The sequence below is a fragment of the Natronobacterium texcoconense genome (assembly GCF_900104065.1).
Classification (GTDB): Archaea; Halobacteriota; Halobacteria; order Halobacteriales; family Natrialbaceae; genus Natronobacterium; species Natronobacterium texcoconense.
The window spans coordinates 518,101-533,715 of sequence record NZ_FNLC01000001.1; the positions used below are offsets into that span (position 1 = coordinate 518,101).

The window sequence follows — 15,615 nt, forward strand, 5'->3', positions numbered from 1 at the left end:
CCCCGACTGAGGCGATCAGAAGCGCCAGTTCTCTGTTTCCATCAAAGCGACTGCCACCCTCGAGGCGAGTCGTTCAGCCGCTCACAGCCGTCCTCGGTGACGACCACCAGGTCCTCGATACGGACGCCGAACTCGCCCTCGAGGTAGACGCCCGGTTCGATGCTGAAGACCATCCCTGGCTCGAGTTCGCAGCCGTTGCCTGCAGTGATGTACGGCGGTTCGTGGACGTCGAGTCCGACGCCGTGGCCGGTTCGGTGGATGAACTGGTCGCCGTAGCCGCGGTCCTCGAGGACGTCGCGGGCAGCACGGTCGATTGCCTCTGCTGCGACGCCGGGTTCGACGGCTGCGACGGCAGCCTGTTGTGCCTCGAGGACGGCGTCGTGGACGCCCTCGTACTCGGCCGGCGGTTCGCCATCGAAAACGACGGTTCGGGTCTGGTCGCCCGGGTAGCCGTCGGCGTAGGTTCCGAAGTCGAGCACGACGGGATCGCCGGCCTCGATCGTCCGATCGCCGTGACGGTGGTGGGGACGCGCGCCGTTCGGCCCAGAACCGACGACGGTCTCGAAGGAGACGCCCTCGCCGCCGGCGTTGGCGAGCCGTTCTCCGATTTCGGCCGCGAGTTCGTTTTCGGTCATCCCGATCGCATCGCTCCCGAGAGCGCGGACCTCCTCGCTGACGGCGTCCGAAATCGAGGCGGCTTTCCGGAGCGCCTCGAGTTCGGCCTCGTCCTTGCGAATCCGGAGGTCGTCGACGACCTCGCTGGCCAGGCCAAACGTCGCTTCGGGGAACGTCGCCCGCAGATCCTGGGTGAAGAGTGCCCACATGCGGTCGTCGATCAGGAAGTGACCACCCGCGAGATCGAGTTCCTCGCCGACGCGCTCGAGGAGGTCCGTGGGATCGTCCCCGTCGCTCCAGGTTCGTACGTCGGTCACCGGCGAGGCGTCCCGGATCTGGTCGTCGTACATCTCGGGGGCGACGAACAGTTCGGCTTCGGGTGTGACGAACAGGAACAGGTGCCGCTCCATCGGTTCCTCCTCGAAGCCTGCGAGGTAGTGCATGTTCGAACTCGGGAAGCAGACGAGGGCGTCTACCCCCTGCTCCGTGAGTACTTTGCGGGCCCGCTCGAGTCGTTTCTCGACGATATCGTCGGTTTGCGTTCGGCTCATACGTGGCGATAGACGGTCGTGGATAAAGTTCCCGCCGATAGCGCGTTTGGCCACCAGTATATGGGCGTCGAACCCCTATATCGGGTATGCACGTCGTCGTCCTCGGCGGTGGCTACGCCGGACTGACGCTGACTCGGCTGCTCGAGAGCGACCTTCCCGACGACGCGGAGTTGACGCTGGTCGACCGAACGCCGGACCACCTCGTCCAGCACGAACTCCACCGGGTGATCAGGCGGCCGGAACTCGCGGGCGCGATCACCGTCTCCTTGCCCGCGGTCCTCGAGCGGGCTACCGTCCGCGTCGCCACCGTCGAGAAAATCGACCGGCAAGAGCGTGTTGTCTCGCTCTCGAACGGCGGCCTCGAGTACGACCTCTTGGCGATCTGTCTCGGGGCTCGAACGGCCTACTACGGCCTCGAGGGAGTCCGCGAGCACGCGATTCCGCTCAAACGGTTGCGACACGCGAATCGGATTCGAAAGCGAACGCGCGAAATCTGTTACGACGGGAGCGACGACTCGCGGATCGTCGTCGGCGGTGCCGGCCTCTCAGGCATCCAGGTCGCCGGCGAACTGGCCGAACTCGTCCGCGAGGAGCGGAGTCCGGAGACGGAGATAACGCTGCTCGAGCAACGTGAGTCGGTCGCGCCGAGTTTTCCGTCGAACTTCCAGCGGGCTGTCCGGGAGAAACTCGAAGCAAAGGGAATCGGCGTCAGGACCCAGGCGACGGTCCGGGAGGCGACCGACGAGCACGTCGTCCTCGAGTCCGAGGAGACTGTTCCCTACGACGAGTTCGTCTGGACCGGCGGCATCCGCGGCCCCGATCCGCTCGAGGGCGAGCGCCCGACGGTCGAGAGCGACCTGCGACTCGACGACCGGACGTTCGTTCTCGGTGACGCGGCTCGGGTCGTCGACGGCGAGGAAGAGTTCGTTCCCGCGAGCGCACAGTCCGCGGTCCGGGAAGCACGAACGGTCGCGACGAACGTCACGCGAGTCGTCGAGCGCGAACTCGAGGGCGATGGAATGATCGACCTCGAGTCGTTCACGTTCGACACTCCCGGATGGCTGGTCAGCGTCGGCGACGACGCGGTCGCACAGGTCGGTCCGGCCGTCGTCACGGGACGATCCGCGAAGGCGCTGAAGTCGACAGTCGGTCTCGGCTATCTCTCGTCGGTCGGAGCCACGGGAACTGCACTCGGGCGCATTCGTGAGGAGTTCGATCCGAGATAACTGCCGATCGATTTGCGTCTCGTTCCGAATAGTTGAGACGCAGCCTACCTTTGATATCCGTCTCCGGTGGCCAATACCGCATGCGCCACGTCGAGGTTTCGCTCCGACCCCAGACGCGAGAACCGGTCCTGGCGGTTCTCGATTCGGAGCGGATCGACTACACGGTCGTTCCGGCCGACGACGACAGCGAGTACGACGCCCTCGTCTCGTTTACCCTCCCGAAGAACGCCGTCGAGGTCGTCCTGGACGAGTTAGAGGAGGCCGGACTCGGTGAAGACGATCATACGGTGATCGTGACAGCGGACACGGTTATCTCCCGGAAGTTCGGCGCGCTCAAACAGCGGTACACGAAGACACTGGACGACGAGCGACTCGCTCGCCACGAACTGTACGCCGAGTCCGAAGGCCTGATGTCGACGCTTCCGGTGTACGTGACGCTGACGCTAGTGAGTGCGATCGTTGCAACGGCCGGGCTGCTACTCGATTCGGCCGCCGTCGTGGTCGGATCGATGGTGATCGCACCGCTGATCGGACCGGCGCTCGCGGCCAGCGTCGGAACGGTCCTCAACGAACACGACCTGTTCTGGACCGGCGTTACGTATCAACTGCTTGGGGTCGGTATCGCGATTGCTGGTGCGGCGACGTTCGCGTGGCTGTCGAAATCGCTGTTTCTCGTTCCGCCCGGGATCGACGTCGTCGAAATCGACGAAGTCAGCGAACGAGTTCTTCCGAACCTGCTCTCACTGTTCGTCGCTTTCGGTGCGGGAATTGCTGGCGTGTTGAGCCTCTCGACGGGTGTCTCCGTCGCTCTCGTCGGCGTGATGATCGCCGCCGCACTGATCCCGCCCGCCGCTGCCGCCGGCATCGCTATCGCGTGGGGAGTTCCGAACGCAGCGGTCGGCTCGCTCATCCTCGTCTTCGTCAATCTGTTAGGCGTCAACATCACCGGACTCTTCACCCTCTGGGCAATGGGCTATCGTCCGCACATCCGGGCTGAGACGGGGATCGCACGCCAGTTAGTTCGTCGCCGTCTCGTCGTGTTTACGATCGTCATCCTGGTGCTGTCGACGTTCCTGGTCGGCGTTACGTGGGCGTCGTACGAACGCGCATCGCTCGAGAACGACGTGACGACGGAAGCGGAAGCCGTTCTCGACTCGCCAGCGTACCAGGACGTCTCCCTCGTCGAAGTCGAACTGTTTCTCGAGGAAGGACTCCTGTTCGAGCCCGCAATACGTCTCGAGGAAGGGACGTTACTCGAGCAACCCGAACGGATCGTCATCACGGTCGAGCAGCCAGCCGACGACGACCATCCGGAGCTCGCTTCGGAGCTGGACGACCGCATCAGCACCGAGATAGGGGACGACGTGACGGTTCACGTCCGGTTCGTCGAGTACGATACTGCGTAGGGCGCTCGACGTCCGGGCTGAAACTGGAAAACTAGGTCCAGCGATCAAGCCCCGTCTGGGTGACGCTCTCCTCGATGCGTTCGAAGCCGCGGGCGACCTCGCCCGGATCGACGGCCCACTCGTCGGTGACGTACTCGCGGGCGGCCTCGAGGTCCGGATCCAGCGCCGTGTCGAACTCGTAGTCGTCGGTGACGTTCGGATCTCTGAAAAGTTGACGGACGCGGTCGCCGTACTCGACGCTGTCGCCGCGGGCCTCGAGAACGCTCCAGAGGTCGCCGTGTTCGGTGATCTCCTTGATGGCCGTCTTCGGGCCGATCCCCGAGACGCCCTCGTTGAAGTCCGTCCCGATGAGGATGGCGGCGTCGATCAACTGCTCGAGAGTCAGGTCGTGGTGTTCGAGTGTCGCCTCGAGGTCCATCAGTTCGGGATCGCCTTTGCTCGTCAGCTGTCGCAGCGTCAGCGGCGCGCCAAAGAGCAGGGCGTCGTAGTCCTCGGAGCCGACGTAGTCGGCGTCGCCACGCCGGACCATGTGTGCAGCCTGGGCCTCTCCCTCTGCGGGTGCCTCGACGACGGGAACGTCCAGCAGCCGGAGCAGTTCACGACTGGTTTCCTGGATCGTCTCCGTCAGCCGCTGGGTTCGGGACTCGAGTTGAGCGATGGCGACCTGATCGCCTTCCTCGCGGGCGGTCTCGAGCTGTTCCTCGTACGTTCGGCGCTGTTCGCGGCGGGATTCGATCTCGTCTTCCTTGAGTTCGGAGGGGCCGCCGTCGAAGACCATCACGGGCGTGACGTCGTTCTCGAAGAACTTCGGCAGTCCCTGGACGATGCCGACGAGGTTGGCGACCTCCGTGCCGTCGGCGGTCGTGTAGACGTCGCTGTTCGTCCACTTGACGGTCGTCGTCAGGTACCGGTAGAGCCAGTTGTGGGCGTCGACGGCGACCACTCCCTCCACCTCGGAGAAGGGCACCTCCTCGATGACCGCGATATCACGAAGTGCAGCGTTTCCCATTGGGACGCAATAGGTAGGACTGGGATTTGAATCGTTGGCTTCTCGGCTCGGCGTAGACGACTCGAGCGGAAAGTATTTATTAAAACGATATCACGTGGGTAGCAACGGAATGGTCCCCGGAACGCATTCGAGTCGTCGAGCGGTGCTCGGCGGCATCAGTACCCTCCTCGTCGGTGGCTGTCTCGGGCGGTCTCCCCCCTCGAGCGGAACCGACGACTGGCGGATGTACGGTCGTGATCCCGGTCGAACGCGGTACGTCTCGGACGTCGAGATTCCGGAAACCGAACCTGAGATCGCGTGGGAACGCAGCGTCGGTGCCTCCGGCTGGCGGCCACCGATCGTCGTCGGCGAGACCGTCTACTGCCAGTACGCGAACGGACTGTTCGTTCTCGAGGCCACGACTGGCGAGGGGCCGCTCGCGAGAACCTCGGGCGCGTTCGGACGGGGAACGGGACCGATGGTGTTCGCGTCGACCGAGATCTATCGCGACGGGACGCTGGTCGTCCCCTACGGCGAGGCCATCGCCGGCTACACCGGAGCTCCCGGCCGCTGGCCGGACAGAGTGTCGGGCTTCGGCAGCGAACTGCTCCGGTGGTGGAGCGACGGGGAACACGTCGGAACCGGCGGTGCAGGTATCGCTTTGCGCTCCGGCGAGTCGCGGTCGATCGCGTCGCCGCTCGTCACCGACGGGGCGCTCGTGACCGTTCACTCCTTCTCCGACAGCGTCTCCGCCGTCCGGCCCGACGACGGCAACCCACGCTGGCGATACGCCCTCGAGGACGCGATACCGGACGACTGGGACTACGGTCTCTTTTCGATCGGACACGTCGTCGACGAGACGACCGGTACCGTCGTCGTCAAGGGGCGGCTCTTCGGAACGCCGTACCTGATCGGTCTCGACCTCGCCGACGGCGAACTCGAGTGGACGGTCGACGAACGAGAAACCAGCGCCGAGTTGAACGAACGGGAGGATAGCCTGCTCGCACGCGAGGGAGTAGTTTACACAGTCGGGCAGACCGAAGACCGCGACCGGCGAATCCTCGAGATCGATGCGGAGACCGGTGAGCGGGGCTGGAACCGGGCGCTAGATCGATCCGACCACGTCGGCCTCGCCGCCGACGAACGAACGCTGTATCACGTCGGGACCGTCGCTCGTGACGGAACCGATCCGCTGGCAGTCACGGCGCTCGACCTCGACGACGGGAGCGTCCGCTGGGAAGTGATCTTCGACGGCGATTCGTTCGCCACGACTTCGTTCTCTTTCCAGCCGCCGACGGTAGCCGGCGACTCGCTGCTCGTTCCCGGAGACGACGGCCTGCACGCACTCGACTGCGAGAGCGGCGACCTCCTGTGGACGTTTACGGAGATGGTCGGCACGTCGGGCGGAAGCGAGACGGAGCGAGAGGCACTGACACCAGCCGTCGTCACGAACGACCGGATCGTCCTCGGAACCACGCTCGCGCTGTACGGACTCGATATTTCCTAACTATGTCGACAGAACCCGCTTCCACGACCGACAGCACCGAGACGAGCCCTGGATTCGCCACTGTCGTTCGCGCCGTCGTCGTGATGGTTCGCGCTCGCCCCTCCTCTCTCGTCCCGTTTCTCCTCGCCGGACTCGTCGGCGCGGCAAGCACGCTCGCGCGGATCGAGACACCGTATCCAGCCAGCATCTCGCCGTTCGGCGCGAGCGGATCGCTCCAGATCCCGATTCCGCTCGTCCCTCGCCTCGAGCCGACCGTCGAACTCGCACCGACGATCCTGCTCGGATTGCGACTCGAGTACGCCGCCGCCCTCATCGGCTGGCAGGCCGCGCTCGCGGTGGTGACGGCGGTCGCGTTCGCCGTTGGCATCTGGCGCGTCGCTCCCAGGATGGACGGGTTCGTGCCGCCAGCCGCTCGAGTCGGCTGGCTCGCAGTTTACGTGCTCGTCCTCCAGAGTGTGCTGTTCGGGGTGATCTACGTGGTTCGAGTACACCCCACGGGCGGTGTCGTCGGCACCGGAATTCTGGCTGCACTCGTCGCACTCCTCGTCGGCGGTGCTCTCCTGCTGGCACCCGCAGCGATCGTTCTCGGTGGGGATCGGCCGGATGCGGCAGTGCTCGAGAGTCTCGCCTACGCCGGCTCGCGTCCGTTCTCGAGTGCCGGGCTGGTGCTCTGTCTCGGAATTCTGGCGACACTCTTCACCGGCGCTGCGACGGTAGTTTCGGGGTATCCGGGACTCGCAGCGGGAACGATCGCGAGCGTGGCCGTCGCGGGAACGGCACACGCGGCGGCCGTCGCGAGCATATACGAGTCTGTCGAGCGAAACGGGCCGGCGAGCGATTCGTAGCGAACTCGGCGTGTTAGTCCGTGCGTTCAGCAGTCGGCGGTTTGCCGTCCACCCGCGACTCGAGAAAGGTCTCCTCTTCGACCGAGAGGTCGCGGTCGCGAAACTCCTCGAAGCCGCACCGATAGGCCTCCTGCTCGTTCGTCCAGTCTTCGGGCCGCGGATACTCGAGTACCAGTTCCGCGATGCCGGTCGTCTCACCGGTGTAGCCGAAGCCAGCCCGGTACAGAGCCTCGTAAGCGAACGGGTTGTTGACGGCAATCCGGAGCCGCTCGTAGCTGCGCTCGAGTGCCTCATCCCGGACGCGTCGCACTAGCTGGGGGCCGATCCCCTCGCCGCGTCGGTCGCGGGCGACCGTGACGTACCGCAGCCACAGCGTCCTCTCGTCGGTTCGGTCCTCGTTGAACGCAATGGCGGCGACGATCCCCTCGTTTCCGTCTTCGACTCCGTCCGCGTCCGCCGCCTGGCGCTCTCGAGCAACTGCCTTCCCGGTGTTCGTCATGACGAACTTGCCGGCGTAGCTGAACCGCTCGTGATCGAGTCGGAGCTTCGGACCATCGGGCGGCCACCCAAGTAGTTCGTACTCCACAGTCGTCGTTCACTCGCTAGCTATTATAATGTAGTAGCTACTGAACGTCAGTGCGCACCAGATCGCACGACACCAGTGCGATCGGTGTGCAAACAGTTTCAGTTGTTACTATAGCCACTGCAAGTCAGTACACACCTGATCGCACGACAGCTATGCGGTCAGTGTGTAACCAGTTGCAGTCGTTATTATAAGAGCCACGTCTCGGTTGGGCGACCACGTCGTCTCGCGTCTTCGCTCGAGCGGTCCTTGCCGGGGCTTGCTCAAGCCTTTTGCCGGATTTCGTCGTAGCTTCGGGTAGTATGGATGGCGGCTCCGACGGAACGGCATCGGCGACCTCTGCGTCCGCGTTCGGTCTCGAGAGTCCACTCGACTGGACGGTCGGCGGCGCACTCGGCGGAGCGATCGGTGCGGCCGTGTTCGGACTGCTGGTGTGGCTCTTCGATCCCGAGGTTGTAGCCGTCGCGATCCCCGCGATTTACGGTCTCGAGCCGGTCGGCGTCGTCGGCTGGGGGATCCACGTCGCGCACGGAATCGTCCTCGGGCTGGTCTTCGGGTTCCTGATGACTCGGCAGGCGGTTCTCGAGTTCGCACAGATGGACGTCGAGACCGCCGCCCTCTCGCGGTCCGGGATGTGGGTCCGGACAGTCGCGGCCGGTTTCGTCTTCGGACTCACCATCTGGGCGATCCTGCCACTGCTCGTCCTCCCCGTCTGGATCGACGCCATCGGGACCGAGGCAGCAGGCGATTTCCCGGCCACGGCGGTCGAGAGTCTCGTGGGTCACGTCCTGTTCGGAACCGTGCTCGGACTCGTCTTCGCGACGACCGTCGACCTCCGCAGTCGGACCGGTGAGGCACCGATCGAGGACTGATCGGGCGTCGTTCAGGTACGGCTTTTTTGCTGGTATCCGTCGTAGAACCGTCCATGTCGGAGGAAGAACTCCTCGAGTTCGAACTCGAACAGTCCCCACAGGAGGTCGCCGATCGACTCCGCGAACTCGCGGATACGTTCGAAAACGACGACGAGTTGACGATATCGGACGACGCCGTCTCGATTACGGTCCCCACTCCGACCGAACACCTCGAGTTCGAGACCGAACTCGAACGCGAACGGTACGAGGGCGGCAACGAGTTCGAACTGGAGATCGAACTCGAGTGGACGGTCGAAACCGACGGGTCGCCGGTCGAGAGCGACGAGATAGAAGAAGAGACCGACGAAGAGTAACGCGTCAGAATCGGTTTCGCCACCGCTTCGTTCGCAGAACTTCGTCTTTCATCGCCGAACAGTGTTCTTTGGCGCGCTGTTCCTCGAACTCGTCGGTCATGTCGTCGACGCACGCCTCCCAAGAGCCGCCGATCGAGGACCAGTACTCGAGGACGCTGTCCCGGTCCCACCCCTGTGGGAGGCCGTCCAGGGCGTCGACGTCCTCGTCGACGACGTCCGTCAGCGAGTCGCCGTCGGTCGACTCCGCCGCGTTCTCATCCTCGAGATCCGTCGACTCCAGTGCCGATGCCCGGTAAACTGCCGACCCGACCGACTCGAGGCCGACGACGTAGGCTGGCCGGTCGTCGCTCGCCTCGACGTCGACGAGGTCCTCCTCACCCTGGGGAAACTCGAGGTCGTCAGTCATCACTGCGGCAACGACCCCGCGACCGTCGGGCGTCGCTACCGGATCACCCTCGTCGTATCGCGTGTCACTCATCGTCGGTTACGTTCGGTCGCTGAAAGGGTAGGGGTGATGCACGGAGGTGCAAGGCCTCGAGCGGCCGGAACTGGGTTCGTTCGGACGTCGATAGCGAGCGGACCGTCGCCCGTCGAAACGGCAATCAGGGTTAACTTGGAGTATTTCAGATACACGGACAGTGTTCGAGAGCGTCGTATCGATACAGAGTGGTTCGAACAAGCTTACCGCACCAGCAGACGAATCCACGATAAACGAGACGGCCGAGCGGTGGTTCGAGAGCATCGAGGCAATCCAGTTGGCTCTCGAGACTGTTACCTCGACCGAGGGGCGGATGGCGGCCAGTCTCCTGATGATCCTGCTCGCAGTCACCATCGGGTTCGTCGTCGTCCCGAAAGCCGTCCAGCGAACGACCGAACTGGTCGGCCAAACCTTGCGCGAGAGCGAGGCCGGAACGGTTCTCGAGACGATCGACGACCTGCTCGACGTCCCGTTCCCGAAGACGGCAGTCGTCCGACTCTTTCAAACGAGCCTGATCGCAATCACCGGGCTCGCGTTGCTCGTCGTCTGGGGTTACGCCGACATCGCACGGAGCGCACTGGGTTCGCTCAGGTCGGCACTCCCGTACTTCTTCCAGGTGTTGTTGACGATCGGACTTCTCGTCGGTGCGCTCGTCGGAACGCGATACCTCGAGGAACGACTCGAGGAGTGGCTCGCCGACGCGAACTACGTTACGGCCCACCAGGAGGAGGTCGTCTACCGCGTGCTGCAGGTGATCATCTTCGTCGCCGCCGGGTTAGCCGCCCTCTCGCTCTGGGACGTCGATCTCGGTGGGTTGCTCGTCGGGGCAGGGTTCCTCGGTATCGTGCTCGGTATGGCCGCCCGCCAGACGCTCGGGTCGCTGATCGCTGGCTTCGTGTTGATGTTCTCCCGCCCGTTCGAGATCGGTGACTGGGTACAGATCGACGACCACGAGGGGATGGTCGTCGACATCACGATCATCAACACGCGCCTGCGAAGTTTCGACGGCGAAGTCGTGGTCCTTCCCAACGACAACGTTTCGGCGAGTACGGTGATCAACCGCAGCAAGCGCAACCGACTCCGCCTCCGACTTGAGGTCGGCGTCGACTACGAGACCGACCTCGAGCGAGCCGAGGAAGTCGCCATCGAATCGATCGAAACCGTCGAGAAGGTCGCCTCGGCACCGAAACCGCAAGTGATCCCCACCGAATTCGGGGATTCGGCGATCACGCTCGAGTGCCGGTTCTGGATCAAACAGCCGAACGCACACAAGAAGTGGACGACGTTGCAGTCGGTGATCCACGAGATCAAGACGAGTTACGAGCAAGAGGGAATCGGGATCCCCTACCCACAGCGAGAACTCAGTTCGCGGGAGGACGCTCGCTTCCGTCTCGATAACGACGTCGAGCAGGGAGAACAGGAACTCACGTACACCGACCAGGAGTGAACTGGCCAGACGGTCGGGAGTTCACTGCCGGGAAATCTGTTTACGGCTTCGCGGTGGGCTCTCGAGTGTGAAACCGAAAACTGCCGTTCTGTGTCGGGTAGACCGGAGGACGGTCCGTGGGTGACACCGTTACAGGAGAGCCCGGCTACACCTATCGCGGCGAGGCGACGCCGGCGAAACTCCTCGAGATCGCCCGTTACTTCCTCTTTATCGGGATCGTCGGCTTCGGCGGCCCGCTCGTCCACATCGCGATGATGGAGGACGACCTGGTCGGCGAGGACAGCAAAGAGTGGACCGAGGAGTCGATCTTCATGGAGGGGCTCGCCATCTGTAACATGTTGCCGGGTCCCGCCTCGACGCAACTGGGGATCTTCATGGGCTGGATCCGCGCCGGCAACCTCGGCGCGCTCGTGGCAGGTTTTTTCTTCATGCTGCCGACGTTCGTCATCGTCGTCTTCTTCTCGTGGCTGTACTTCGCTTATCAGGAGCTTCCGGCGGTCGAGGCGATGTTCTACGGGATCAACCCCGTCGTCATCGGACTCATCGTGGGCGCGGCGTGGTCGATGGCAGGGAGCGCGCTGGCGGAAGGACGCGGCCACGCCGAGTTCGACGTCGGGTCGGAGACGTGGTCGGTCGACTACCTGCTGGTCGGACTGCTTGCCGCCGCAATCGTCGCCACCGCGATCCTCGGCTCGAATCCCGTCGTCCAGTTCGTCCTGGCAGGGCTCGTCGCCGTGGCGATCTATCGGTCGGACTGGGTGCGCGAGCACCTCCGGCGCGTCGCGCTCTGGTCGGTCGCCGGTGCGATCCTCGGAGCGTCGTACGCGTTCCGGGATCGCATACTCGATCTGCTCGGCCCGACCCTGCGCGGAGCGATCCAGGCCAGCCCGATCTGGGGGCTGCTGGTCGCGTTCTGGGCGAACCCGTGGGTACAGCTGTTCGCGTTCATGGTCTACACCGGCTCCTTTATTTACGGCGGCGGGCTCGTTCTCATCCCGTTCATCGAACTCTACGTCGTCCAGGAGTTCGGCTGGATGACCAGCCGCGAGTTCGTCGACGGCATCGCGATCGGACAGCTCTCGCCGGGCCCCGTCGTGATGACGACGGCCTTCGTCGGCTACAAGCTCATGCTCGACGTCTCGGGCGGACTGCTGTGGGTGGCCGTCCTCGGCGCTCTCGTGGCCACGGTCGGCGCCTTCGGCCCGTCGTTTGCGTTCATCATGGGTTTCTTTCCGTACTTCGCGAGAGTTCGCGAGAACGACGTCGTCCAGACCGCACTCACGGGAGTCAACGCCGCCGTCGTCGGCGCGATTCTTGGAGCAACGGTGACGCTCGCACTCGAGTCGTTCGTCGACGCGTTTACCGTCCTGCTCGCAGTCGTCACGTTCGAACTGTTCCGGCGAGGAGTACACGCGGCGTATCTCATCGTCGGCGGCGGAGCCGTCGGGATGGCGTGGTACGTTCTGGTTCTGCCGTAGTGGTCTCTCGACAGGCGCGAAAATCGTCCGAATCGGAATACCGGTCCCCTCGAGTGTTGCGACCGGTGTGTAAGCCGTTTCGGTCGCTACTATAGCGGCGGTTCTTCTCGAACAATCCTGCGCGGACCGGGATTTGAACCCGACTACGAGACGTTCGTCCTCACTTCGTTCGGACGCTGCGACTCGCGTGGCTCAAATCTCTCTATCGCGCATTTTCTCCTCACGTCCGTTTTCCGTAAGACAGGGTCTCACGACGTGCTACTCACTACGATCGCAACACCGTCGAAAAGTGCGCGGACCGGGATTTGAACCACGCCCGAGAACCTGCTCACTTCGTTCGCAGAACCTCGGTCTGATTCAAATCCCTCGTACGATTGCTGCGGCTCACGAATTTGTTCGCCGCAGCAATGCGCGGACCGGGATTTGAACCCGGGCCATGAGCTTGGAAGGCTCAGGTCCTACCACTAGACCATCCGCGCGCACTCTACCGTTTTCACTTCGAGTTTAAGACTCTTCCTCTTTTCCCCGACTTCGGGGTGGGGTACCACAGTCTCACCGCGAGCCCGCAACCCTCGCGTAACAGTTTCCGCTCGAGAGTTCCCACTCTAGCAACTCGAGATCACTTGCCTCAAGGTCGCGTTCGAACTCGTCGGGCGCGTAGATGTGATAGAACCGGTCTACGGGTTCGCCGCCGGGCAGGGTCCACTCGACCGTGGTGTCGAACCCCTCGTCTGCGTCCTCGAACCGGTCGTGGGCGGTCGACCACGCGCTGACGAGGCCACGTCCGTCGGGAGCGAGGACGCGTGCGAGTTCGTCGAGGCTCGCGCGACGTGCGCCAGCGGACGGGAGGTGATGCAGCGTCGCGACGTAGACCGCGAGGTCGACGCTGTCGTCGGCGAGCGGCAGCGTCGCTGCATCGCCCTGACAGAGTTCGACCGCGAACGATCGGTCCCGGGCGCGTTCGCGTCCCGTCTCGAGCAGTCCGCGACTGACGTCTACGCCGACGACGGTCTCGAGACCGGCATCGGCGAGTAGTTCGGCGTGTCGGCAGTTTCCACAGCCGAGGTCGAGACCGACCGTGTGGCTCCCGTCGGCCACGTCGTCGACGAAGGTTTCGACTTCGGGCCAGGCGTACTCGCGAGTGGATGCGAAGTGAGCGGCGATCCGATCGTAGGTGTCGCGGACGGTCGTTCGGTCCGGTCGACCGCGATCTGCTGTCTCCTCTCGAGCGTCTTCGTCCGCCTGGTCGTCGCCCATCGGTGGAGACTCTTCGTCGTGGGCGCAAAAATCGTTCGTACCATATCGACCAGCCGTGAATCGATCGTCGACCCCGATGCCTTCGCGCGGAAAACAGTTCATTTCACCGACTATTCGTGCGTTACGTTGATACGGAGGGAACGCCAATCGACAGGTACGGAATGAGGCGCGAGCACTTCACGCTAGAGGTTACGAACGTCGACTGGGTCGAAAGCGACGACGAACCCAAAAAGCCCACTGTATCGATCGATTTTACCGGCCCAGCGACGACGCTTCGCGAGCGCCTTACCGGTCCCGACGGGGACGTTCTGGAAGCGGGCGAGACCGACGTCGCCCTCAGGCTTCAGGAGCCACTCGGGACCGACGCCGCGGGCGTGGTGAGCGTAACCAACCGCGTCACCGGCGAATTCATCCTCGAACTCAACGAGGACGCCGAGGACGTCCTGCGGTTCATCCGTGCGGCCCGTGGCTACGGCGAGGAAGCCACCGACGACGAGGGGCGATACGAAGTCGAAATCGTCCTCGAGGACGAGCCGTTCGTCTCCTACGACAAGCGAACGTTCCTGGTCTACGACGACGAGGGGAGTCTGCTCCGCCAGCACAGCCTGATTCCAAGCGGCGTCGAACTCTAGACCGTTCCCGACGCCGACCGATGGGGTGAACCGACCCGCAGGTCGGGGTTCTCTCAGTACACCGGGCCTGGACCGCCACTAGTTCCCGGTGGGCTGGAACGGACCGCCAACTATAAGTGTTTTAGGCGTCCCTAAACCAAATGTACGCTGGCAGACGCCGGAGTCGACAATGGCGAACGGACAATTACTCACGACGGCAGCCGACGAACCGACGGAGGTATCGGGGACGACCGACGAGGCCGTCCTGAAACTGGACGCTGTCGCGAAACGGTACGGTTCCGAGGAAGTCATCTCGGACCTGTCGCTGTCGGTTCGCGACGGCGAGATCCTGACGCTGCTTGGTCCGTCGGGCTGTGGCAAGACGACGACGCTCCGGCTGATCGCCGGCCTCGAGCGCCCCGACGCCGGCCACATCCAACTCGAGGACAACTCCGTGGCCGGCAACGGACGGTTCGTCCCGCCGGAGGAACGCGGCGTCGGGGTCGTCTTCCAGGAGTTTGCGCTTTTCCCGCATCTCACCGCACGCGAGAACGTCGCTTTCGGCCTGCAAAACTGGGGCGAGGAGGAACGCGACGCTCGCGTCACGGATCTGCTCGAACTCGTCGGTCTCGGGGATCACGGCGACGACTATCCGGAGGAACTCTCCGGCGGTCAGCAACAGCGGGTCGCGCTCGCCCGGTCGCTCGCGCCCGAACCCGAGATGCTGTTGCTCGACGAACCGTTCTCGAACCTCGACGTCGACCTTCGGGTCGAGATGCGCGAGGAGGTCCGCCGAATCATCAAGGAAGCCGGCGTCACCGCCATCTCGGTCACACACGATCAGGAGGAGGCGCTCTCGATCTCCGATCGCGTTGCCGTGATGAACGACGGCGACATCGAACAGATCGACGCCCCCGAGCAAGTCTTCCAGCAGCCGAAATCACGGTTCGTCGCGGGCTTTCTGGGCCACGCCAGCTTTCTTTCCGGAACGGTCCAGGGCGACAGCGTCGAGACCGCACTCGGCCGCGTTCTCCGTGACGACGTCAACGGCCTCGCCCAGCAGTACGACGGGACAGGCATCGATCTGCTCGTCCGGCCGGACGACGTCACTGCGTTCTCGGCCGACGGTTCGGAGACGAACGGTCGGGTCGTCTACCGTCGCTATCTCGGCCCGACGGTTCTCTACCGGGTGGAACTCGACTCCGGCGAAACCATCGAGTGCATGCACAACCACTCCGATCGGATCGACCTCGACGAGCGCGTCGCCGTCCGGGTCACCGCCGACCACGAACTGGCCTGGTTCCCCGCGGGCCAGCGCCACCGCGACGTTACCGTCGCGGACGACTGATACGGTCCCCTGGAACGATTTACCGGCGCAATCGCAAGGCGATTCGCGAT

Annotated in this window: 15 protein-coding genes and 1 tRNA gene; 10 read left to right on the plus strand and 6 right to left on the minus strand. The window is 64.0% G+C overall.

Annotated features, from left to right (window positions below):
* Positions 1-41: 41 nt before the first annotated feature.
* On the minus strand, positions 42-1,166 hold the full coding sequence (locus tag BLR35_RS02735) for a M24 family metallopeptidase (RefSeq protein ID WP_090377009.1): 1,125 nt from the start codon (positions 1,164-1,166) through the stop codon (positions 42-44).
* A gap of 86 nt (positions 1,167-1,252) precedes the next feature.
* On the opposite strand from BLR35_RS02735, the gene BLR35_RS02740 reads away from it, so the two are divergent.
* On the plus strand, positions 1,253-2,392 hold the full coding sequence (locus BLR35_RS02740; RefSeq protein WP_090377012.1) for an NAD(P)/FAD-dependent oxidoreductase: 1,140 nt from the start codon (positions 1,253-1,255) through the stop codon (positions 2,390-2,392).
* An 80-nt stretch (positions 2,393-2,472) separates the two neighbouring features.
* Positions 2,473-3,798, plus strand: a complete 1,326-nt coding sequence (locus BLR35_RS02745) for a TIGR00341 family protein (protein ID WP_090377015.1) — start codon at positions 2,473-2,475, stop codon at positions 3,796-3,798.
* A 31-nt stretch (positions 3,799-3,829) separates the two neighbouring features.
* Here the strand turns inward: BLR35_RS02745 and fen are convergent, their stop codons facing one another.
* The gene (gene fen, locus BLR35_RS02750) at positions 3,830-4,807 is read right to left on the minus strand and encodes a flap endonuclease-1 (protein ID WP_090377018.1); all 978 of its coding nucleotides are present in this window, start codon (positions 4,805-4,807) and stop codon (positions 3,830-3,832) included.
* A gap of 109 nt (positions 4,808-4,916) precedes the next feature.
* Between fen and BLR35_RS02755 the strand changes: the two genes are divergently transcribed.
* Both BLR35_RS02755 and BLR35_RS02760 read left to right on the plus strand, forming a co-directional pair.
* Positions 4,917-6,293, plus strand: coding sequence for an outer membrane protein assembly factor BamB family protein (locus tag BLR35_RS02755; protein ID WP_090377020.1), 1,377 nt, complete (start codon positions 4,917-4,919; stop codon positions 6,291-6,293).
* Between the two features lie 2 nt (positions 6,294-6,295).
* On the plus strand, positions 6,296-7,138 hold the full coding sequence (locus tag BLR35_RS02760; RefSeq protein ID WP_090377023.1) for a hypothetical protein: 843 nt from the start codon (positions 6,296-6,298) through the stop codon (positions 7,136-7,138).
* Positions 7,139-7,151: 13 nt separating this feature from the next.
* Here BLR35_RS02760 and BLR35_RS02765 read toward each other — a convergent pair whose 3' ends face one another.
* Positions 7,152-7,724 carry a GNAT family N-acetyltransferase gene (locus BLR35_RS02765; RefSeq protein ID WP_090377026.1) on the minus strand — a complete coding sequence of 191 codons (573 nt, stop codon included), beginning with the start codon at positions 7,722-7,724 and terminating at the stop codon, positions 7,152-7,154.
* A gap of 299 nt (positions 7,725-8,023) precedes the next feature.
* Here BLR35_RS02765 and BLR35_RS02770 point away from each other — a divergent pair, with 299 nt between their 5' ends.
* Entirely contained in the window at positions 8,024-8,593 is a 570-nt protein-coding gene (locus BLR35_RS02770) for a hypothetical protein (protein WP_090377029.1), read from the plus strand.
* A 53-nt stretch (positions 8,594-8,646) separates the two neighbouring features.
* Positions 8,647-8,946, plus strand: coding sequence for an amphi-Trp domain-containing protein (locus BLR35_RS02775; RefSeq protein WP_090377032.1), 300 nt, complete (start codon positions 8,647-8,649; stop codon positions 8,944-8,946).
* Between the two features lie 4 nt (positions 8,947-8,950).
* Here BLR35_RS02775 and BLR35_RS02780 read toward each other — a convergent pair whose 3' ends face one another.
* The gene (locus tag BLR35_RS02780) at positions 8,951-9,424 is read right to left on the minus strand and encodes a hypothetical protein (RefSeq protein ID WP_090377037.1); all 474 of its coding nucleotides are present in this window, start codon (positions 9,422-9,424) and stop codon (positions 8,951-8,953) included.
* 160 nt (positions 9,425-9,584) lie between these two features.
* On the opposite strand from BLR35_RS02780, the gene BLR35_RS02785 reads away from it, so the two are divergent.
* Both BLR35_RS02785 and chrA read left to right on the plus strand, forming a co-directional pair.
* Entirely contained in the window at positions 9,585-10,871 is a 1,287-nt protein-coding gene (locus tag BLR35_RS02785; RefSeq protein ID WP_244510174.1) for a mechanosensitive ion channel family protein, read from the plus strand.
* A gap of 116 nt (positions 10,872-10,987) precedes the next feature.
* Entirely contained in the window at positions 10,988-12,349 is a 1,362-nt protein-coding gene (gene chrA, locus BLR35_RS02790) for a chromate efflux transporter (protein ID WP_090377042.1), read from the plus strand.
* Between the two features lie 408 nt (positions 12,350-12,757).
* Here the strand turns inward: chrA and BLR35_RS02795 are convergent.
* Together BLR35_RS02795 and BLR35_RS02800 are read right to left on the minus strand one after the other, a co-directional pair.
* A tRNA-Gly gene (locus BLR35_RS02795) sits at positions 12,758-12,828 on the minus strand.
* 73 nt (positions 12,829-12,901) lie between these two features.
* Positions 12,902-13,606 carry a class I SAM-dependent methyltransferase gene (locus BLR35_RS02800; RefSeq protein ID WP_090379610.1) on the minus strand — a complete coding sequence of 235 codons (705 nt, stop codon included), beginning with the start codon at positions 13,604-13,606 and terminating at the stop codon, positions 12,902-12,904.
* A 161-nt stretch (positions 13,607-13,767) separates the two neighbouring features.
* Between BLR35_RS02800 and BLR35_RS02805 the strand changes: the two genes are divergently transcribed.
* Both BLR35_RS02805 and BLR35_RS02810 read left to right on the plus strand, forming a co-directional pair.
* Positions 13,768-14,238 (plus strand): DUF5793 family protein, encoded by a 471-nt coding sequence (locus BLR35_RS02805; RefSeq protein WP_090377045.1) that lies wholly within the window; start codon positions 13,768-13,770, stop codon positions 14,236-14,238.
* 169 nt (positions 14,239-14,407) lie between these two features.
* On the plus strand, positions 14,408-15,565 hold the full coding sequence (locus BLR35_RS02810) for an ABC transporter ATP-binding protein (protein WP_090377048.1): 1,158 nt from the start codon (positions 14,408-14,410) through the stop codon (positions 15,563-15,565).
* Positions 15,566-15,615: the final 50 nt, after the last annotated feature.